General features: G+C 38.1%; 14 protein-coding genes. 10 read left to right on the top strand and 4 right to left on the bottom strand.

The genetic code is table 11. The annotated features are described in order from the left end of the window. Window positions 1-2 precede the first annotated feature (2 nt). From I6U49_RS02330 to I6U49_RS02320, 3 genes are read left to right on the top strand one after another with little or no spacing between them, the layout of a single operon-like run. On the top strand, window positions 3-4,526 hold the full coding sequence (locus I6U49_RS02330) for a T9SS type B sorting domain-containing protein (RefSeq protein ID WP_198627437.1): 4,524 nt from the start codon (window positions 3-5) through the stop codon (window positions 4,524-4,526). A 26-nt stretch (window positions 4,527-4,552) separates the two neighbouring features. Then, window positions 4,553-5,494 carry a PorP/SprF family type IX secretion system membrane protein gene (locus I6U49_RS02325; protein ID WP_198627436.1) on the top strand — a complete coding sequence of 314 codons (942 nt, stop codon included), beginning with the start codon at window positions 4,553-4,555 and terminating at the stop codon, window positions 5,492-5,494. A gap of 12 nt (window positions 5,495-5,506) precedes the next feature. Then, a complete protein-coding gene (locus I6U49_RS02320) occupies window positions 5,507-7,126 on the top strand; it encodes an OmpA family protein (RefSeq protein ID WP_198627435.1) in 1,620 nt (539 codons plus the stop codon). A gap of 146 nt (window positions 7,127-7,272) precedes the next feature. On the opposite strand, the gene I6U49_RS02315 is transcribed toward I6U49_RS02320, so the two are convergent. The 3 genes from I6U49_RS02315 to I6U49_RS02305 all read right to left on the bottom strand — a co-directional run bounded on the left by I6U49_RS02315 (window position 7,273) and on the right by I6U49_RS02305 (window position 10,107). After that, window positions 7,273-7,794, bottom strand: a complete 522-nt coding sequence (locus I6U49_RS02315; protein ID WP_198627434.1) for a DUF4136 domain-containing protein — start codon at window positions 7,792-7,794, stop codon at window positions 7,273-7,275. Between the two features lie 88 nt (window positions 7,795-7,882). After that, entirely contained in the window at window positions 7,883-8,890 is a 1,008-nt protein-coding gene (obgE, locus tag I6U49_RS02310) for a GTPase ObgE (RefSeq protein WP_198627433.1), read from the bottom strand. A gap of 104 nt (window positions 8,891-8,994) precedes the next feature. Then, entirely contained in the window at window positions 8,995-10,107 is a 1,113-nt protein-coding gene (locus tag I6U49_RS02305; protein WP_193710288.1) for an adenylate kinase, read from the bottom strand. A gap of 118 nt (window positions 10,108-10,225) precedes the next feature. Here I6U49_RS02305 and I6U49_RS02300 point away from each other — a divergent pair, with 118 nt between their 5' ends. The 4 genes from I6U49_RS02300 to I6U49_RS02285 all read left to right on the top strand — a co-directional run bounded on the left by I6U49_RS02300 (window position 10,226) and on the right by I6U49_RS02285 (window position 15,040). Continuing rightward, window positions 10,226-11,386: a 5-(carboxyamino)imidazole ribonucleotide synthase gene (locus I6U49_RS02300; RefSeq protein WP_198627432.1), complete on the top strand. Its 1,161-nt coding sequence runs from the start codon at window positions 10,226-10,228 to the stop codon at window positions 11,384-11,386. A gap of 52 nt (window positions 11,387-11,438) precedes the next feature. Continuing rightward, a complete protein-coding gene (gene purE, locus I6U49_RS02295; protein WP_198627431.1) occupies window positions 11,439-11,924 on the top strand; it encodes a 5-(carboxyamino)imidazole ribonucleotide mutase in 486 nt (161 codons plus the stop codon). A gap of 270 nt (window positions 11,925-12,194) precedes the next feature. Then, window positions 12,195-14,228 (top strand): M3 family metallopeptidase, encoded by a 2,034-nt coding sequence (locus tag I6U49_RS02290; RefSeq protein ID WP_198627430.1) that lies wholly within the window; start codon window positions 12,195-12,197, stop codon window positions 14,226-14,228. A gap of 260 nt (window positions 14,229-14,488) precedes the next feature. Continuing rightward, window positions 14,489-15,040 carry a sigma-70 family RNA polymerase sigma factor gene (locus I6U49_RS02285; protein WP_193710284.1) on the top strand — a complete coding sequence of 184 codons (552 nt, stop codon included), beginning with the start codon at window positions 14,489-14,491 and terminating at the stop codon, window positions 15,038-15,040. A gap of 250 nt (window positions 15,041-15,290) precedes the next feature. Here I6U49_RS02285 and I6U49_RS02280 read toward each other — a convergent pair whose 3' ends face one another. Next, entirely contained in the window at window positions 15,291-16,109 is an 819-nt protein-coding gene (locus I6U49_RS02280) for a UbiA prenyltransferase family protein (RefSeq protein ID WP_198627429.1), read from the bottom strand. A gap of 131 nt (window positions 16,110-16,240) precedes the next feature. On the opposite strand from I6U49_RS02280, the gene gcvP reads away from it, so the two are divergent. From gcvP to I6U49_RS02265, 3 genes are all read left to right on the top strand, one after another. Then, the gene (gcvP, locus tag I6U49_RS02275; protein ID WP_198627428.1) at window positions 16,241-19,087 is read left to right on the top strand and encodes an aminomethyl-transferring glycine dehydrogenase; all 2,847 of its coding nucleotides are present in this window, start codon (window positions 16,241-16,243) and stop codon (window positions 19,085-19,087) included. A 166-nt stretch (window positions 19,088-19,253) separates the two neighbouring features. Next, window positions 19,254-20,312: a 3-oxoacyl-ACP synthase III family protein gene (locus tag I6U49_RS02270; RefSeq protein WP_198627427.1), complete on the top strand. Its 1,059-nt coding sequence runs from the start codon at window positions 19,254-19,256 to the stop codon at window positions 20,310-20,312. After that, the gene (locus tag I6U49_RS02265) at window positions 20,313-20,834 is read left to right on the top strand and encodes a class I SAM-dependent methyltransferase (protein ID WP_198627426.1); all 522 of its coding nucleotides are present in this window, start codon (window positions 20,313-20,315) and stop codon (window positions 20,832-20,834) included. It abuts the gene before it with no gap. The last annotated feature ends 10 nt before the right edge of the window (window positions 20,835-20,844 follow it).

Below are 20,844 nucleotides of genomic sequence, written 5' to 3'. Positions count from 1 at the left end.
CTATGCAAAATTTTACTTTTGGGAGGAAGGGGACAAATTGGTTCCTTTTCGCCTTTGTATTGTTAATTGGAACCTTGCCTTCATTTGGGCAAGATTGTCCTACACTGGATAACCCAAATCCTGGGGTCTTTTGTTATCTACAGGATATTAACGACCTTACAGCAGTAACCAATCCAGACGACACTGTAGAATGGTACCGGGATGCTGCACTTACCCAACCGATTCCGGTAAGCGAATTTTTAGAGAATAAAACTTACTATGCTGGTAACCCAGAGGGTGACTGTAACAATCCAATAGCAGTTACAGTAACAGTTGAAATTATTCCAGCTCCTGTATCATCTTATGGAAATGTATATTCTCCATACATTGGGTCGGAAGGAGAGGTTCGTCAAATTAACGACCTTACTACTCCGATTTCTACAACGGCCGGAGCTGATGAAATTGTGGTTTATACAACAGAGTTTGGAACAACAACCTACTCACCTGGAGATGTCTTAGTGGCTGGTCAATCTTATTTTATTGGTCAAACCGATAGTAATTCTCCTTGCTATTCTGAAAGAATTGCTATTCGCTACAGCCCAGATGTGGCGCCTGCCCCAATTGCAGAAAGCACTCAAACTTTCTGTGAAGGAGCAACCGTAGCTGATTTAGAAGCTACAGCAACTAGCGCAGACACTCAAGCATTCAGATGGTATAGTACTGCTACTAGCAACCCGGCTCTATTAGAAACAGATGAATTACAGCCAGGAACTTACTATGTAAGTCAAATTGTTAATGACGAAGGGGATCCATTTCCTCCTGCAGAGAGTGAAGATAGAACTGAAGTTACTGTAGAGATTATAGAATTCGATGCTGGAGCAGACGTTTCAGAGATATTTTGTTTATCTGAGGTAGAACAAAGGTTAGCCGATGGTGAATCTCCAACCAATCTTTTTCTTAGTTTAGTTGAAGATCGCAACCTTCCTACTCAAGTTTCATTTAGCCCTTCAATTGGAAGTATTGCAAGTGATTTCAATAATAATCCTATTCAAACTTTTACCGCTGACGCTACATTTACTACAGAAGAAGGATGTGAAGACACTGTAGAACTTAAAATCACGGTAGAAGAAAGTTTTGAAGCCGGTGATGATAATATTGACAACACCGTATGTAGAGCAGATATTGGAAGTACTGCAACTGCAGCTCTAGTTGAAGACTATTTAAAAAGTCTTCTTAGTAGTGATGCCGACCAAAATGGGCAATTCTACCCTACTCCTTCAGATATTGCCAACGATTTAAATAACACCACTGATGAAATAAATTTTGGGATTTTCTATGTAGTGGGAGAAGAAACTTTCTGTGAAGATTCTGCCTTATTAGAAGTAACTGTTTTAGAAGGAGCAGACTTCCAATTAGTTCCAACCCCAGCATTATGTAATGATGATATCCCTGCATTAGTAAACCAAATTCCAGAAGATGTTGAAGCTTTATTCCTTGAGAACTTCGGCAGCAATATTCCTAACGGTGCATTTCAAAGTGGAGATATTCAAGCAGTAATCAACCAATATAATCAAAACAATATTGGAACTTTTACAGCCACTTATATTGCAGAAAACGGCAATGGCTGCTCTCAACCAATAGAGCTTGAGAGAACAGTTATTGATGGGCAAGTTGCCAACGCAGGAGGATTTGACAATATTCCAGCAGTTTGCTCTAACGCTGAATTGATTGATCTTACTTCACTAACTAATAACGACCCACAAGCTACATTAGGAGGAACCTTTTCAGGAGAAGGGGTAACCAACAATACCTTTGATCCTTCTGCCGTAACACCAGGTATTATCGACATAACATATACGGTAGATGAATCTATAAATTGTGTTGAGGGTAACGATGAAACTACTTTTACAATCGAAGTGACCCAGGGACCAAATGCTGGAAATGACGTTATAGACTCAATCTGTATCTCTGAACTTGAAGAAATTGTTGGCGATTACGACCCACAAAATCCAAACGCAACCTTAATACAACTTTTTGAGCGTTTTGATTGGAATGGTGATACTGACGGTGAGTTCACACCTAATATAGATATCTTAGGAGCCCAGTTACTGAATTACTACACAGATGAAAACAGAGGTCCTGAATTAACTCTCAGCGGAACTTATACCGTTGGCGATAGCCAAGACAATTGCGGCACCGACGAAGCTGCTTTTGCAATCACTATTGTAGATGGAACCCTGGTAGATGCAGGTGCAGACAATCTTGATAATGAATTATGTAATTCTCAAATCCCTGGTTTAGTAAATAGCACTCCAGGTGATGTAGAGGCATTGTATTTTGACCTATTGGAAGAAGGAGTTCCACAAAATGGAACATTTAATCCAACAATCCCTGAAATTATAGCTAGGTACAACTCAAATAACTTCCAAACATTTAGTACTACTTATACTGTAGGAACCGGTGCTTGTAGTGATTCAGTAGATCTTGCTATTACCGTTATTCCTGTTACTGATGCAAATGCAGGTAATATTGATGACCAGGTAGTTTGTTCTACCGATTCCATGGTTGATTTAATGGATTACCTAGAGTCAGGAGCTCAAACAACTGGAACTTTTAGTGGAAACGGAGTTCAGGGCAACATGTTCGACCCTTCTGCCGGAACTAGTGAGATTACTTATACCGTAAATGGTGATGATGAATGTGTTACTGAAGGAACAGAAGATTCAACTTCATTTACAATTTCTGTTGTTGAACCTGGTGAAGCTATTGCAGAAGCAATAGACGACACTATTAGTGTTTGTACCAGCGAAACATCTTATGATCTATTCACAGCTTTATCAGACGATACTACACCAGGGGGTAGCTTTACGCTAAATGGAGCTGCTTTTGCAGGAAGCACTTTTGACGTAACAGCTGTTGACGCAGGAGAGTATTCTTTCAACTATACTGTTGGATCTGATGATGTTGATTGTATTGAAGGACAAGCTAGCGCTTCTTTTACAATAAACGTAACTCCTAACGCAGTGGATGCCGGGGCAGACCAAACAGCATCTATCTGTAACGAAAATATTACAAATGGAATGTTCCCTAACTCTACTAGTGTTAGAGACTATTATTTAAACTTGCTTGATGAAGGAGTTTCCAGAGATGGTACTTTTAGTCCAAGCATTCAGGAATTAGTTAATTGGTACAACAACGAAAGTGAGATAGGCGATTTCACTACAACTTATACAGTTAACCAGGGCGAGTGTTCTGATTCAGCTGTTTTAACAGTGACAGTATTTGACGCCATTGATGCCGAAGTTGGTGAAATAGTAGACCAAACTCTTTGTTCAAGCGACGACGATTTAAACCTTTATAGCCTAATTACCTCTGGAAATGAAGATGGTACTTTCGAAGGCTACGAAGACGGAGTATTTAGTCCTTCAATGATGGGAGCCGGAACTTACGAAATAACCTATACCGTAGGAGAAGATATTCCTTGTGTTGAAGGTGAAGCCAGCACTACTTTTAGCGTTGAAGTACTTCAAGGAGCAGACGCTGGTGAAAACCTGGCAGTTAACCTTTGTACTAACGATGAGACACAAGACCTTTATTCTCTACTTTCTGCAGGAGCAGATATGGATGGTGAGTTCACTTTAAATGGTGAAGTTATTACAAACGGAACTATGGATCCTTCAGCTTTTGATGCTGGAGTTTACGAAGTAACATATACTGTTGAGGCTCAGGGAGACGATTGTGGTGGAGACGATGTATCTACAATTACTATCACACTTGGCGATGCCCCAGAAGCACCAACTACTGGAGAAACACTGGCCTTCTGTGCAATTGATGCTCCAACTGCCGATTTATTAGTTGCAGATGGAACCAACTTAACCTGGTATTCTGACGCTGACCTAAGCATGATGGTAAGCGATGACGACTTATTGGTAAACGGAGATTATTACGTAACACAAACTGCCGATAATGGATGTGAATCTGAAGCTGCAGTACTTACTGTAAATATTGTAGACTCTCCAGCACCAACTATTAATTCAGATTACGAGTTATGTACATTTGATGATCCTACACTTTCAGACCTTTCTGACGAGATCAATGAAGCTGGTACGATAACCTGGTACGATGCGGCCGATAGCATGACTGCATTAAGCAATAATGCCATGTTAACCGATGGTACTACTTATTATGCCACCTTAATATCAGACAACGGTTGCGAAAGTTCAGAAAGATTAGCTGTTACAGTTACTTTAGAAGACTGCCCATTACTATTCCCGGAAGCAATTACGCCAAATGGAGATGGCAAAAACGACAATCTGGTAATTGAAAATATTGCAAAAGAATATCCAAACTACAACATTACAATCTTTAACAGATGGGGTAATGCAGTGTACAAAGGCAACGCCTCTACTCCTGCCTGGGATGGAACTTCTAACCAATCGGGTAACCTGGGAGATGATGTACTACCTGTAGGTGTATATTTCTATGTGGTAGACTTTAACGACGGTAGCACAGAGCCACGTCAGGGTAAAGTATACTTGAACAGATAATATAAAAGGATAAACATTAGAAAGAAATGAAAAAAACAATCACAAAATATTTAATATTCGCTGGCATTATCCTTTTCTCGATTAAAGGTATGGCTCAGCAAGACCCATTATTCACTCAGTATATGTATAACATGAGTGTAATAAACCCGGCCTACGCTACCGATGATCCCGGTATGCTTAACCTGGGGGGGATATACAGATCTCAATGGCAAAATGTTGACGGTGCTCCAAGCACCGCCAACTTCTTTGCCCACACCCCAATTAGTGAAAGGGTAGAACTTGGTTTAACCGTTGTTCATGACGAAATAGGTAATATTGTTAAAGAGAACAATATTACTGCAGACTTCGCTTATGTAATTCCAACAAGCGGAGATAGTAAGATCTCTTTCGGTATAAAGGGTGGTCTTACCACTTTTGATGCAAACCTTGCCGGTTTACAGGTAAACGATCCTACAGATCCAGCTTTGGAAAATGTAAACGAAGTTTTCCCGGTATTTGGAGTAGGTGCTTTTTGGTTTGGAGACAATTACTATTTAGGTGCTTCTGCCCCTAACTTGTTTACTTCAAAATATATTGAGAACGAACAAGGTCTTGAAGCTTTAGGTGAAGAAGCCATCCACTACTATTTAACCGGTGGATATGTTTTTCAACTTAACCCAGATCTTAAATTGAAGCCTGCCTTTATGGCTAGAGGTGTTCAAGGTGCTCCATTAGCTGTTGATGTTACTGCTAATGTTTTGTTATATGATAGATTAGAAGCCGGTATTGGTTACAGGTTTAATGAAACCATTACAGGACTTGTAAACTTTAAAATTACCCCATCACTTCGTGTAGGGTATGCTTACGATCACTTTACTTCAGATTTCGCTACTTACGATTTAGGTGGAACTCACGAAGTAATGCTATTATTTGATCTTGATCTATTTGGCCTTACTAAAGGATATGACAAATCACCTCGATTCTTCTAAAACCTGAATAATATGAAAAATTTATATAGTACATTTTTTATTCTTTTTATAGGCGTAGCTACTTTTGCACAAAATGCCGAAATAAAGAAAGCAGATAAAATGTTTGCTCAAAGAGCTTATATTGATGCTGCAGAAGCTTATGAACAAGTTGTAGATAAAAATCAGCAGGTTTTACAAAACCTTGGAGATGCTTATTTCTACACTAACCAAATGGAAAATGCTGCAGAATCTTACCGTACCCTTTTCCTAAGACACGAAGAGAATACTGCTCCCGAATATCAATTTCGCTTTGCACATTCTTTACGCGCTATAGGAAACCATGACGAGGCTAACGAGTATATGAGTGCCTATAAAGGTGAAGATGTAGACTTCGAGGAATTTGCACGTAATTTAGATACTGTTGCACCTCACGTTTATACTACTGAGCAAATTATGAATAACAGTGCTTCAGCCGATTTTGGTATTGCATTTTATGGAGACCGAATTGCTTTTGCTTCTACCAGAAACCAGGCTCGCCCGGTTTACCCATGGAACAAAAAGCCAACCCTAGACCTTTACACCGCTGAAATGTCTGAAGACGGTGAACTAAGCGATATCGTATTATTTTCAGATAAAATTAATACCGATGAGCACGAAAGTTCTGCTACTTTTAGCCAGGATGGCCAGGTAATGTATTTTGATCGTAATAGCGAAAAAAGAGTAAAGAACGAAGAAGGAGTTAGAGTTGCCCATATTAAAATTTTCCGTGCAGAAATGGTAGATGGCGAGTGGAGCAATATCGAAGCACTTCCTTTTACCAGCGACGAGTATTCTACCGAGCACCCAAGTTTAAGTGCAGATGGAACTAAACTTTATTTTGCCAGCGATATGCCAGGCTCTGAAGGTTCTTTCGATATTTATGTGGTAGATGTAAATGAAGACGGAACTTATGGGGAACCAAAAAATCTAGGTACGGGAATTAACACCCCACATCGCGAGCAATTCCCTTACATTAGTGAAGAAGGCGTACTTTACTTTGCTTCCGATGGTCACCCTGGGTTTGGTAACTTAGATGTTTTTAGAGCTGAAGGAGACTTCTCTGAAGCACAAAACCTTGGTAGCACAGTAAACAGTGGTCACGACGACTTTGCCTTTGTTATAGATGAAGAAAACGAAAAGGGATATCTTGCTTCTAACCGAAGAGGTTCAGATAACCTTTATGTATTTACCAGAGAAGATTATGTTCCTCCGGTTGTTGATTTCGACGACAGAGAAACCAACCTTGAAACCGGTAGACAACAATTAAGAGACGTTGGAAACATTTACTTTGCCTTCGATAAAGCAATTATCAAAGAAGAGTCTAAACCAACACTTGATAAAGTTGTAAGCATTATGAACAAATACCCTGAACTTAAAATAGAAATTGGCTCTCACGCCGATGCTAGAGGTTCAGACAAATACAATATGGCTCTTTCTGAAAGACGTGCAGCTTCTACTCTAGAATATCTTGTTGAAAATGGTATAGACCGAGACAGGCTAACTTCTAAAGGTTACGGAGAAAGCATGCCTCTTAACGATTGTACTCAACCTACTGGTTGTACTTCAGAGCAATATGCAAAGAACAGACGTAGCGAATTCACTATTATGAATTAATGCTAAAAAAAATGAGAGGTATCTTTTTATCTTTCATTAGGTTAGCTACTAACTAACCAACCAAAATGAGAAAAGCCCCGGAAATTTCCGGGGCTTTTTTTATTGAATACTTTAAAAACCTAAACCCGGCTGTACTGAATATCCCATTATTTCTTTGGTGGATAGGCTTCAAGAGCCTTTTTAGCCATCTTATTGAATACTGCCCTACGTTCTTCCGGACTAGCATTAGAATTAAATTTAGTCTCTACTATAGCCTGCCATATTAAAGAATCTTTATTTACATCTATAAAGTCAACAGTAAGCTCTAATATAACCGAATTATTCTCTAATGGAATTCCTCCCGAAACTCCTACTCCCAGGTTACCACCACCGCCACCAATACCTATACCAAGACTACTACGATTTTGATCTATATATTCCCTGGAATAAACATTAACATAAATATCGGGGCTATCAGATTTAGAAAAACCCTGTACCTTCATCTCGGCTTCTAAACTTTTAATAAGCCGGCTTTCGTCCAATTGCGATAAACCAGATTGAAAATCAGGAAAAAATTGATAGGTTTTAAATTGATTAAAATTAACGCTATCATCGTAATCGTAAATAGCCCTGGTAGAATTACAGGAACTAAATATAGCACAAACAAAAAGTAAATTTATTAGTTTCATGAGTTCTTGTTTTTAATTATCATAAAAAAAGCAGCGAAGAAAAGATCTACGCTGCTTAAATTTAAACAAAAACTGTACAGAAAACGATTTAAGAAGTTTCCTTATTTAGCATTTCCCATAACCTGTCTTTAAGCTCTGTTAAGCCTTGCTGTGCCACCGATGAAATAAATAAATAAGGTGCTCCTAGATTTTTATCCAACTCATTCTTCATTTCTAATTTTAATTCGGCATCTAACATATCACTTTTAGAAATAGCAACAAGCCTATCTTTATCCAACATTTCAGGATTATAACGCCTTAATTCATCGAGGAGAATTTCATATTGTTCAGAAATATTTGGCGCATCTGCCGGAATTAAAAATAAGAGCGTAGAGTTTCTTTCAATATGCCTAAGAAACCTATGGCCAATACCTCTTCCTTCTGCAGCACCCTCAATAATCCCGGGAATATCTGCAACCACAAAAGTTTTAAAATCACGATATTCTACAATTCCCAAATTAGGCTTAAGCGTAGTAAATTCATAGTCGGCAATTTTAGGTTTTGCGGCAGTAATTACCGACAGCAAAGTAGACTTTCCCGCATTAGGAAAACCAACAAGTCCTACATCTGCCAAAACTTTTAGCTCTAATGTAATGTCTACCTGCTTCCCTTCAATTCCGGGTTGCGAATAGCGTGGGGTTTGATTGGTGGCGCTTTTAAAATGCCAGTTTCCACGGCCACCCATTCCTCCTTCGGCAACAAGATATTCTTTGCCATCCTCGGTGATTTCGTGAATAATTTTTTGGGTTTCGGTATCTCTAATAACCGTTCCAAGAGGCACCTCAATATACTCATCGGAGCCATCTGCGCCGCTACTTCGTTGTTTACTCCCGTTGCCCCCATGTTCAGCACGAATATGTCTTTTAAATTTTAGGTGAAAAAGTGTCCAAAGGTTTTTGTTTCCCTTCACAATAACATGACCACCACGGCCACCATCCCCTCCATCGGGACCACCTTTCGCTATGTATTTTTCGCGGTGCAGGTGTGAAGAACCACTTCCTCCTTTCCCGGAGGCTACATGTATCTTTACATAATCAACAAAATTCCCTTCAGTCATATTTTAAAAATTTAATAGAACTTATCGATAAACCTGAGCCGTTTAACCCTATGCTTTCCAATAATTCTGTAACAGGTCTTTTTGGTGTTCCCACCAATTAGTGTTTAGTCCTGTAGTTTATTAATTACGTCACTAAGCCGTTGGTTAATTTCTTCTATAGAACCTACGCCATTTACTCCGTAATATTTGTCTTGTTTTTTGTAATATTCTTTAAGAACTGCGGTTTCATCATAATACACCTTAATTCTATTTCTTATTACATTTTCATCGGCATCATCTTTTCTACCGGAAGTTTTTCCTCTTTCTAAAAGACGTTTTACCAAAACCTCATCTTCAACCTCTAAAGCAATCATTCCTGTAACTTCGGTATTCTTAGACTCCAGCAATTCAGCTAATGCGTCTGCCTGTGCCTTGGTACGCGGAAATCCATCAAAAATAAATCCGTTAGCTCCTTCGTTTTTATCAACTTCGGCATTCAACATTTTTATGGTTACCTCATCGGGAACCAACTGGCCTTTATCCATATAAGACTTGGCGCTTAAGCCTAATTCAGTTTCATTTTTAATATTATACCTAAACACATCTCCTGTAGAGATATGAACAAGTTTATATTTTTCCTTTAAGATGTCTGCCTGAGTTCCTTTGCCGGCACCGGGAGGGCCAAACAAAACCAAATTTGTCATGATTTTTTCTTTACGTTTATAGATTTGTGTTAGGTTACGTCCCAGACCATCGTAGTCCAGACCATAACCTACAATAAATTTATTGGGTATCTCAAACCCTTTATATTTAATCTCAAAATTCTTTTTATAAGCTTCAGGCTTGTAAAAAAGGCTCGCCACCTCATAATTACGCACCTCCTCTTTTTCTAAAATTTCATTGATTTCTTCCAGGGTATTACCGGTATCTACAATATCTTCAAGTAAAATTACCTCCTTACCTTTTAAAGACTGATTTAAACCAAGAAGCGTCTTTACATTACCGGTTGTTTGCGTTCCCTGGTAAGACCCAAGTTTTACAAAACTCACTTCACAATCTCCAGAAAATCTTTTTATCACCTCGCTGGCAAACATAAAAGAACCATTCAGCACTCCTAAAAAAACAGGGGTAACATCCCGATAATCCTTATTAAGTTCTTGTGCTAGTTTATCTATGGCCGCGTTGATTTCTTCCTCTGAAATGTATGGCTCAAATTCTAAATCATGTAGTTTAATCAAATCTGAAAAATTTTAAAAGGCAAAGATAAGGATTCTTAACAACCCAAACTGCCAGATTTCCATAAGAATAATAGCACAACTTAAGCTAAAAAATTATTTTTGCTGAAACTTATACGCTATGATCAACTATTTTTCTTCAAACTTTAAACTAGGAATACTTGGCGGCGGTCAGTTGGGTAAAATGATGCTCTACGAAACCCGCAAATACGACATTCAAACCTGTGTTTTGGAGCCAAACCCAGCTGCACCCTGTAAAATTGCCTGCGATTATTTTGAAACCGGCAATCTTATGGATTTCGATACTGTAGTTAACTTTGGAAGAAAAGTAGACGTGCTCACCTTTGAAATTGAAAGTGTAAATATTGAAGCACTAAAACAATTAGCCAGCGAAGGGATTAAAACATACCCTTCGGCTGAAACTTTAGAGAAAATACAGAATAAAGGAGTTCAAAAAAACTTCTATAAAAAACATCAAATTCCAACGGCTGATTTTGAAATTTTCCCAACAAAGAAAGCATTACAAAGTGCCCTGGAAAGCAATAAAATTAATTTCCCATTTGTTTGGAAAAGTACCACCGGCGGTTATGATGGTAAAGGAGTTTCAGTTATAAAAAACAGAGAGTCCCTAAACGAGCTCCCCGATGCCGAATGCATTGCTGAGTCGCTTGTACCTTTTAAAAATGAATTAGCAGTAATTGTTGCAAGATCGGCTTCGGGAGAGGTCAAAACCTACCCTGTTGTAGAAATGGAGTTTCACCCTACAGCCAACCAGGTAGAATATGTAATTTGCCCGGCTAGAATTGAAGATACTGTAGCCACTAACGCCAGGGAACTTGCAGTTAAAGTATCTGAAGCATTTGAACATGTTGGCCTACTGGCCGTAGAGATGTTTCAGACAGAAAATGATGAAATTCTCATAAACGAAGTTGCGCCAAGACCTCATAACAGTGGCCACTATAGTATTGAAGCCAGCTATACAAATCAATTTGAGCAACATATTCGTGCTATTTTAGACCTTCCCCTGGGAATAACCGACAGCAAAGTAGGCGGCATAATGGTAAATCTTGTGGGAGATTCAAATTATGAAGGAGAGGTAATTTACGAGAATATTGAAAAAATTATGAAAATGCCAGGAGTTACACCACATATCTATGGCAAAAAAATAACCCGGCCTTTTAGAAAAATGGGCCATGTAAGCATTGTTAACAAAGACCTTACTGAAGCAAGAAAAATAGCCGAACAAGTTAAAAATTCAATTAAAGTTATTTCTAAAAAATAAATATACCCCACAGGTTTCGAAAATCTTTGAGGTATTCATAACCATAAAAATTATGAGTAAAGTAGCAGTAATTATGGGAAGCACCAGCGACCTACCGGTAATGCAGGATGCAGTAGACATCCTGGAAGGTTTTGACCTGGAGGTAGAAGTAGACATCGTTTCTGCCCATCGCACCCCCGAAAAATTATTTGAATATGGCAAAACCGCCCATGAACGCGGAATTAAAGTAATTATTGCCGGTGCCGGTGGCGCAGCTCACCTACCGGGAATGATAGCTTCACTCTCTCCACTGCCGGTAATTGGGGTTCCGGTAAAATCCAGCAACTCCATAGATGGCTGGGATTCGGTTTTATCTATTTTACAAATGCCAGGTGGAGTTCCAGTTGCTACCGTAGCCCTGGATGGTGCAAAAAACGCAGGAATTCTTGCAGCTCAAATTATTGGCGCATCAGATAAATGTACTTTAGACAAAATTTTAGTCTATAAAGAAGGACTTAAAGAAAAAGTAATAGAAGGCGCAAAAACGGTAAAAAAATAACAAAAGCCACGTCTTACGACGTGGCTTTCTATGTAGTAGACTTACCTATATCTGTAAAAAATTATTTATTAACCATTCTAAATATTTAAACCAGAAAACTTAAAAACTACTACAATATTTTAAAGCCTGAATATACAGTTTTTCATAGAAAAACATCGTTTTGTGTTAAAAAAAATAATGAAAAACGTCAAATTTAGGTTAAGTACACCTTTCTACGCGCTTAGACCACTATTAATAAATAAATTAGCCCATTAAAATAAAGAAGATATAATGACTACTCATAATAATCCGCTTTTAGAGAAATTTGATCATGCTCCTTTTTCAAAAATATCGAACCAGCATTTTAAACCTGCCATCTTAAAAGGTATAGAAATAGCACGGGAAGAAATTAATGCCATTAGCACAAATAATACCGAAGCTACTTTTGCCAATACCATTGAAGCTTTAGAATATTCAGGAGAAAAATTAGATAGGGTAACCAGTATATTTTTCAATCTTAATTCTGCCGAAACAAACGAAGAAATTCAACAAATTGCACAGGAGGTATCCCCTCTTTTGTCTGAATTTAGAAATGATATCATACTAAACAAAGCTCTTTTTGAGAGAGTAAAAGCTATTTACAACAAAAAAGATCAACTTAAGCTAAATACCGAGCAAAAAACACTATTAGAAAGAAAATACAAAGCTTTTGCCAGAAACGGCGCCAACCTGCCTATTGAAAAGCAAAATAAACTTAGAGATATAGATAAAAAACTTTCAAAATTAAGCCTGGATTTTGGACAAAATGTCCTTGCCGAGACCAATAAATTTGAATTACATATTACTAATGAAAACGAGCTAAAAGGCCTACCGGAAAGTTTTAAAGAAGAAGCTGCACAAGTAGCGGCCTCCAAAGAAAAAGAAGGTTGGATATTTACTTTAGAATACCCAAGCTACCTTCCTTTTATGAAGTATGCTGAAAACAGGGAACTGCGTAAACAAATGGCCCTTGCCTTTGGTGCTAAAGGCTTTCATGGAGATGAGTTAGACAACCAGGAAAATGTATTACAAATTGCTAAATTAAGATTTGAAAGGGCCCAACTTCTAGGCTATAAAACACATGCACATTTTGTCCTGGAGGAGCGTATGGCCGAGACTCCTGAAAAAGTAAATAGCTTTTTAGAAGAGATTCTTGAAAAGGCAAAACCTGCCGCTAAACGTGAGTTTACCGAACTAGAAAATTTTGCAAAAGATCTTGACGGAATTGATCAATTACAAAAATGGGATGCCGCCTTTTACAGCGAGAAATTAAAACAAAAATTATTCAATCTCGATGACGAAAAACTAAAGCCTTACTTTAAACTTGAAAATGTAATTGATGGTGTTTTTACGGTAGCTCATAAACTTTATGGCTTAAGCTTTCAGGAGGTTTTTGACGTAGACAGGTATCATGAAGATGTAAAAATTTACCGGGTATTGGATGAAAACAATAAAGAAATGGCTTTATTTTATGCCGATTTTCACCCCCGCCCGGGAAAAAGAGATGGCGCCTGGATGACCGGTTACAAACCTCAATTTAAAAAAGACGGTAAAGATGAACGGCCACATATTTCTATTGTATGCAACTTCACTAAACCTTCTAAGAAGCAACCTTCTTTATTAACTTTTAATGAAGTTACCACACTTTTCCACGAATTTGGCCACGCGTTGCACGGTATTTTGGGAGACACCCAATACCCAAGCTTATCGGGTGCAAATGTTTATTGGGATTTTGTTGAACTTCCAAGTCAACTATTAGAAAATTGGTGTTATGAAAAAGAAGCACTTCAGTTATTCGCCAAACACTATGAAACCGGCGAGGTAATCCCTATGGAATTAATTCAGAAAATAAAAGAATCTGCTAATTTCCAGGAGGGAATGGCTACCTTAAGACAATTAAGCTTCGGTATGTTAGATTTAAGCTGGCATGGAATAGACCCTTCAGCTATTGAAGATGTAAAAACACATGAAGACAATGCTTTTGAACGCACAAAATTATTCCCAAATGTTACTGAAAACTGCATGAGCACTGCTTTCTCGCATATCTTTCAGGGTGGTTATTCTGCAGGATATTATTCCTATAAATGGGCCGAAGTATTAGATGCCGACACCTTTGAGTATTTTCAGCAAAATGGAATTTTCAGCAGGGAGATTGCCAATAAGTTTAAGACAAATATTCTTTCACAAGGAGGAACAGATCATCCTATGACGCTTTATAAAAAATTTAGGGGAAAAGAGCCTAAACCCGACGCTTTGCTAAAACGCGCCGGATTAATTGAGAAATAATTAAACTAAAGAGGCTGTTTGAAAAGTTTTTAAAATCGTCATTCTTAATTTATTTCAGAATCTAAGACTTTGGGTAAGGTGATAGAAGTCAAACAAGTACGCCTTAACGGACGGGCAGGTTCAGCTTGACGAAATTAGACTTTTTTCCAACAACCTCTTTTCTTTATTGATCCAATTTCAACATTAAAGAACCTTATAGAATCTATAACTGATAAAGTCAAATACTTTTGTTAATTTTAATTTGTTTTTGATATAAGCCTATGCCAACTCATAAACTAGATCCCACAAAATGGGTGGACAAGTATTCAGATTACCTGTTCAATTACGCTATTGTTAGAGTTAACGATCGCGAGGTGGCAAACGATTTAATTTCTGAAACATTTTTAGCCGGCCTTAATTCTAAAGAAAATTTTGAAGGAAGGGCCACAGAGCGAACCTGGCTTATATCTATACTAAAACGAAAAATAATAGATTATTATCGAAAAACGAATTCTATAAAAGGCCAGGCCGAAGTTCGTATAAATTATTCAGATTCTGAAAATGATGGAGATTGGTTAGAGGAACAGGTAGCCGATGCTTTTGATCGTACTGCCGAGGATGAGATGGAAAATACCGAATTAGGAATGGCTATCTTAGAATGTTTGGATCAAATAAACGAAAAGCACGCCGCCATCTTTAAAATGAAAACCATTGATGAGGCTGATACTGAAGCGGTCTGTAAAGAATTTAATATCAGTCCGTCTAACCTTTGGGTAATTATTCATAGGGCACGTACCGCATTGGCCGCTTGTCTTGAAAAAAACTGGTTCTAAAATATGCCGAAAACAAAATTTTTTATTTTCGATTGTTCGAAAGCAGAAAACTGCTGTGACAAAAGTCAATATAACGAGTCGAGTATTCGCGAAAAAATGTGTATGCTCATGCATCTAATTTTTTGTAAACCCTGTCGCAACTACACTTCTAAAAATTCTAAACTTACTCGTTTAATTAAAAAATCTAATCTTAGAACCTGTTCTGAGGAAGAAAAAAAAGCCTGGCAAAATAAGATTGAAAAAGAAATGGCTAAGAAAGAATCTTAGCTATCAACAACATCAGAAACCATAATACCGGAATTCCCTCTACCCAAAAAGACGAAAAATATACCCCCTGATTAACCTGGGCAGTTTTAATAAAATATACCGATGTTAGTAGCGTAAGACTTAGCGCGATTACATTTATTACTGAAAAATGGAACTTAAAAAACTCCAAAAAAAACACAATTACTACAAGAACATACCCCAATTTTTTGGTATTTTCTACCCCTATCTGCTGAGGGATGGTATGTAAGCTTCCAGAATCAAACTTTAAATCCCTTATCTCAAAAGGTAAAGTTATTGCTATCACAAAGAAAAATCGCTGAAAAAAAGTAATTCCCAATTCGCCGGGAGAAATTCGATTCATCAATGGTAAAATTGCAGTCACTCCAGCCCAAACTAAAGCGATTATAAAAATTTTCACCCCACCAATGTTTCTAAGATTTTGCTTGTTTTTCCACAGGGGAATGGCATACAATAGCGTAAAAACACCAAAAATAGCCGCTGCTATAAGTATTTCTATATTCTGCCTGAATGCAAAATATAGCAAGGCAAGAAAGCAAAAAAAAGAGAAAACCTGTATCAGTTTTAGGTTTTGGGCAAGACTGGCGTGATGTAGTTTTGCAATACGGGCATACTTCACAAAATTATAGCCGGTAATGCTTCCGAAGAAAACAAAAAAAAGCAAGTTTAAATCAATACCAAGATTGAACTCAAGAACACCTATCAAACTTAGGGAAACTACCGCCAGAGCCACATGCAGACTACTGTTTATATAGAAATTCAATATGTTTTTAAAACGCTGCATGTTGCTAAATTAATCATTCTTCCTGCAACCAATAGTAGCATCAAAAATCTTAACAAGTGTATACCGCTAATCATTAAAAAATTACGTAAAAAAATATGTACTTTTGCGGCACAAAACACAACTTTATTTTAATGAGAACAGATTCTTTTGCCCTACGCCATATTGGGCCCAGAGAAAGCAACCTCCAGGCAATGTTGGACACCATTGGTGTAGATTCGTTAGAACAGTTAATATACGAAACCATTCCCGATGATATTCGTTTAAAATCGGCCTTAAATTTACCTTCAGCACTTAGCGAAAACCAGTATGCCGAGCATATTGGAAAACTAGCTGCAAAAAATAAGGTTTTTAAGAGTTATATAGGTTTAGGTTACCATCAGGGTATCCTGCCTGCGGTAATTCAAAGAAATATCCTGGAAAATCCGGGTTGGTACACAGCTTATACGCCATACCAGGCAGAAATTGCCCAGGGTAGACTGGAAGCTTTATTAAATTTCCAAACTATGGTAAGCGATCTTACCGGAATGGAAATTGCCAACGCATCGTTATTAGACGAATCTACTGCAGCAGCAGAGGCCATGGGCTTATTATTCGCGGTGCGAGACCGTAAGCAAAAGAAAAATAATGCAAATAAATTCTTTGTTTCAGAACAAGCCTTGCCACAAACCATAGAACTTGTTCAAACACGTGCCAATTTTATGGGCATTGAGCTAGTGGTTGGCAATCATGAAGAATTTGACTTTAGCGATAAATTCTTTGGTGCATTAGTGCAGTATCCCGGCAAGCACGGGCAGGTATTCGACTATAGCGATTTCGTTTCAAAATGTAAAGATGCTGAAATAAAAGTAGCTGTTGCCGCTGATATTTTGAGCTTAGTTAAATTACAAGCTCCCGGAGAACTAGGTGTAGATGTAGTTGTTGGAACCACCCAGCGTTTTGGAATTCCATTAGGCTATGGTGGGCCGCACGCCGCTTACTTTGCTACTAAAGAAGCTTATAAAAGAAATCTTCCCGGAAGAATTATTGGGGTAACCAAAGATCTTGATGGGAACCACGCTTTAAGAATGGCGCTTCAAACCCGCGAGCAACATATTAAACGTGATCGTGCTACCTCCAATATTTGTACTGCACAGGTACTACTGGCAGTTATGGCAGGAATGTATGCCGTTTATCACGGGCCTGAAGGTCTAAAGTATATTGCCGATACCGTTCATTTTTCTACAGTAACTTTAGCTGAAGAACTCGAAAAAATGGGGGTTAAGCAACTTAACTCAGCTTATTTTGACACACTTAAGGTAAAAGCTGATGCTCAAAAGATTAAAGCAGAAGCCGAAAAGAACGAAATCAACTTCTATTATCCTGATGCTGAAACGGTTTGTATTTCATTAAATGAAACTACAACCCAGGAAGATATCAATAATATTTTGAAGGTTTTCGCTACAGTTTTAGGTAATGAATCTACTGAAATTAAAAACTTAAAAGAAGAATCGGCAATACCGGCAGCACTTCAAAGAAAAACAGAATTTCTAACGCATGAAGTTTTCAACCTTTATCATTCAGAAACTGAACTGATGCGTTATATCAAAAAACTGGAACGCAAAGACCTTTCATTAAACCAGTCTATGATTTCGCTTGGAAGCTGTACTATGAAATTAAACGCTGCTTCAGAAATGCTTCCGTTAAGCAATCCGCAATGGGGAAACATACACCCATTTGTACCGATAGAACAGGCGGAAGGCTACCAAATTGTTTTAAAAAGACTGCAAGATCAGCTAACTGAAATCACAGGATTTTCTGCCACCTCGCTTCAGCCCAATTCTGGTGCACAGGGAGAGTATGCAGGTTTAATGACCATTAGGGCTTACCACGAATCTAGAGGTGAAGGGCATAGAAATATATGTTTAATTCCATCTTCGGCACACGGTACCAACCCGGCCTCTGCAGTAATGGCCGGAATGAAAGTGGTTGTAACCAAAGCATCAGAAAATGGAAATATAGATGTAGACGATCTTCGGGAGAAAGCCATAAAACATAAAGACAACCTAGCTGCTTTAATGGTAACCTATCCATCTACCCACGGGGTTTTTGAATCGGCTATTAAAGAAATTACGCAAATTATTCATAATAATGGCGGGCAGGTTTATATGGATGGTGCCAATATGAATGCCCAGGTTGGCTTAACCAATCCCGGGGTAATTGGTGCCGATGTTTGCCACTTAAACTTGCATAAAACTTTTGCAATCCCACACGGTGGAGGTGGCCCGGGAGTTGGCCCTATTTGCGTAGCCGAACAATTAAAACCCTTTTTACCAGGAAACCCGGTTATTAAAACCGGTGGAGAAAATGCTATTGGAGCCATTTCTTCAGCACCCTGGGGCTCTTCTTTGGTATGCCTTATTTCTTACGGCTATATTACCATGTTGGGCAGTAAAGGACTTCAAAAAGCTACAGAATATGCTATCCTGAATGCCAACTATGTAAAAGAGCGTTTAAAAGAGCATTACAAAACTCTATATTCTGGAGAGCGTGGTCGTGCCGCTCACGAAATGATTTTGGATTGCCGTCCTTTTAAATCAAATGGCATAGAAGTGGTAGATATTGCCAAAAGGTTAATAGATTATGGGTTCCATGCCCCTACTGTTTCTTTCCCTGTGGCAGGAACTATGATGATAGAACCTACCGAAAGTGAAAGCAAAGCCGAACTCGACAGGTTTTGTGATGCTTTGATTTCTATTAGGCAGGAAATTGAGGAGTTGGATAGCCAAAAAGACAATGTACTTAAAAATGCCCCTCACACTATAAATATGTTAACTTCAGATGAGTGGAAATTCTCATATAGTAGAGAAAAAGCTGCTTATCCGTTAAGTTATGTGGCAGAAAATAAATTCTGGCCAAGTGTAAGACGTGTAGACGAGGCCTATGGAGATAGAAACTTAATGTGCACCTGCCCTCCTATAGAGGAATATATGGAAGCATAATTTTTTTAAATGCCTGAAAATTTATTCATCAGCTGTGCTGACATAATTTTCAGGCATTTTTTTATTAAGTGATTTTTATCACTAATAAGTTTATTTTTCCATTTTATTTAAAGCTCATTATATTTGTATTGAGTACATTCGGAGTCTAATCTTAACTAAAAGTCAGATGAACATTAAAATTACCGGCACAGGTAGTTATATTCCCAAAGTTATAACCGCAAATGCTGACTTTGAAAATCATGAATTTTTCAATCTTGACGGAACAGGTTTTCCACAGGATAACAAAACAACCATTGCCAAGTTTAAAGCTATTACGGGCATTGAAGAACGCCGTTATTTGGAGGAAAATTTAAATACCTCAGATATGGCAGTTATTGCTGCCCAAAAAGCTTTGGAGGATTCTGGAATAGATCCTGAAACGCTAGATTATATTATTGTGGCTCACAATTATGGAGATGTTAAACATCAAAGCATACAAAGTGACACCGTACCAAGCATAGCTACCAGGGTAAAATATCATTTACGTATTAAAAACCCAAAATGTGTAGCTTATGATATGCTTTTTGGCTGCCCGGGATGGATAGAGAGTCTTATCCAGGCACAGGCTTTTATTAAGGCCGGAATGGCAAAAAAATGCCTAATTATTGGTGCTGAAGCTTTATCTAGAGTAGTAGACCAACACGACCGCGACTCTATGATTTTTTCAGATGGTGCCGGTGCCGTGATTTTAGAAGAAACCGAAGAAGAAGGTGGAATCCTTGCTCACGAATCGGCTACTTATGCTTTTAATGAAGCTAATTACATCTATTTCGGAAAATCCAACCGTAGCGAAGCCCCTGAAGATCTGCGCTATATTAAAATGAATGGCCGAAAGATTTATGAATTTGCTTTAATGAATGTACCGGCCGCCATGAAAACCTGTTTGGAAAATAGTGGTAAAAGTATAGACGACTTAAAAAAGATTTTTATTCATCAGGCCAATGAGAAAATGGATGAAGCTATTATTAAGCGTTTTTATAAACTACACAAGTTAAAAGCTCCCGAAAGAGTAATGCCTATGACTATTCACGAGCTTGGTAATAGTAGCGTTGCTACAGTCCCCACACTTTATGATCTTGTAATTAAAAATAAAATTGCCCACCAACAACTTAATAAAGGTGATGTGGTAATGTTTGCCAGTGTGGGTGCCGGAATGAACGTGAATGCGATTGTTTACCAATATTAGATGTACGAAGAAAGCTTTCCCAACAAACGATATAAAGAAACTTTAGAGTTTTTAGAAGCTAACGTTCCCGCTCCTGCTAAAATCCTTGATTTAGGGGTCAAAAATCCTTTTTCAGAAATTATGGAAAAGCATAACTATAAGGTTGAAAACACCAAGGGGGAAGATTTAGACCTAAATACCCGGGCGGTAGAAACTACGGCCTATCAGGTAGTAACTGCTTTTGAGATTTTTGAACACCTGGTTTCTCCTTACAATGTATTATCTAATATTAAGGCCGACAAATTAGTAGCCAGCGTTCCTCTTAAACTTTGGTTTTCCAATGCTTATCGCAGTAAAACCGATATGCGGGACAGGCATTTCCACGAGTTTGAAGATTGGCAATTTGATTGGCTTTTAGAAAAAGCCGGGTGGAAAATTATTAGTCGAAAAAAGTGGACCAACCCCGTTAATAAACTGGGGATAAGACCTATTTTAAGATATTTTACGCCAAGATATTACGCGGTTTATGCAGAACGCATTTAGGCGAAAATAT

Source organism: Salegentibacter maritimus (assembly GCF_016236915.1).
GTDB lineage: Bacteria > Bacteroidota > Bacteroidia > Flavobacteriales > Flavobacteriaceae > Salegentibacter > Salegentibacter maritimus.
This window is presented reverse-complemented; position numbering and strand designations above follow the sequence as displayed.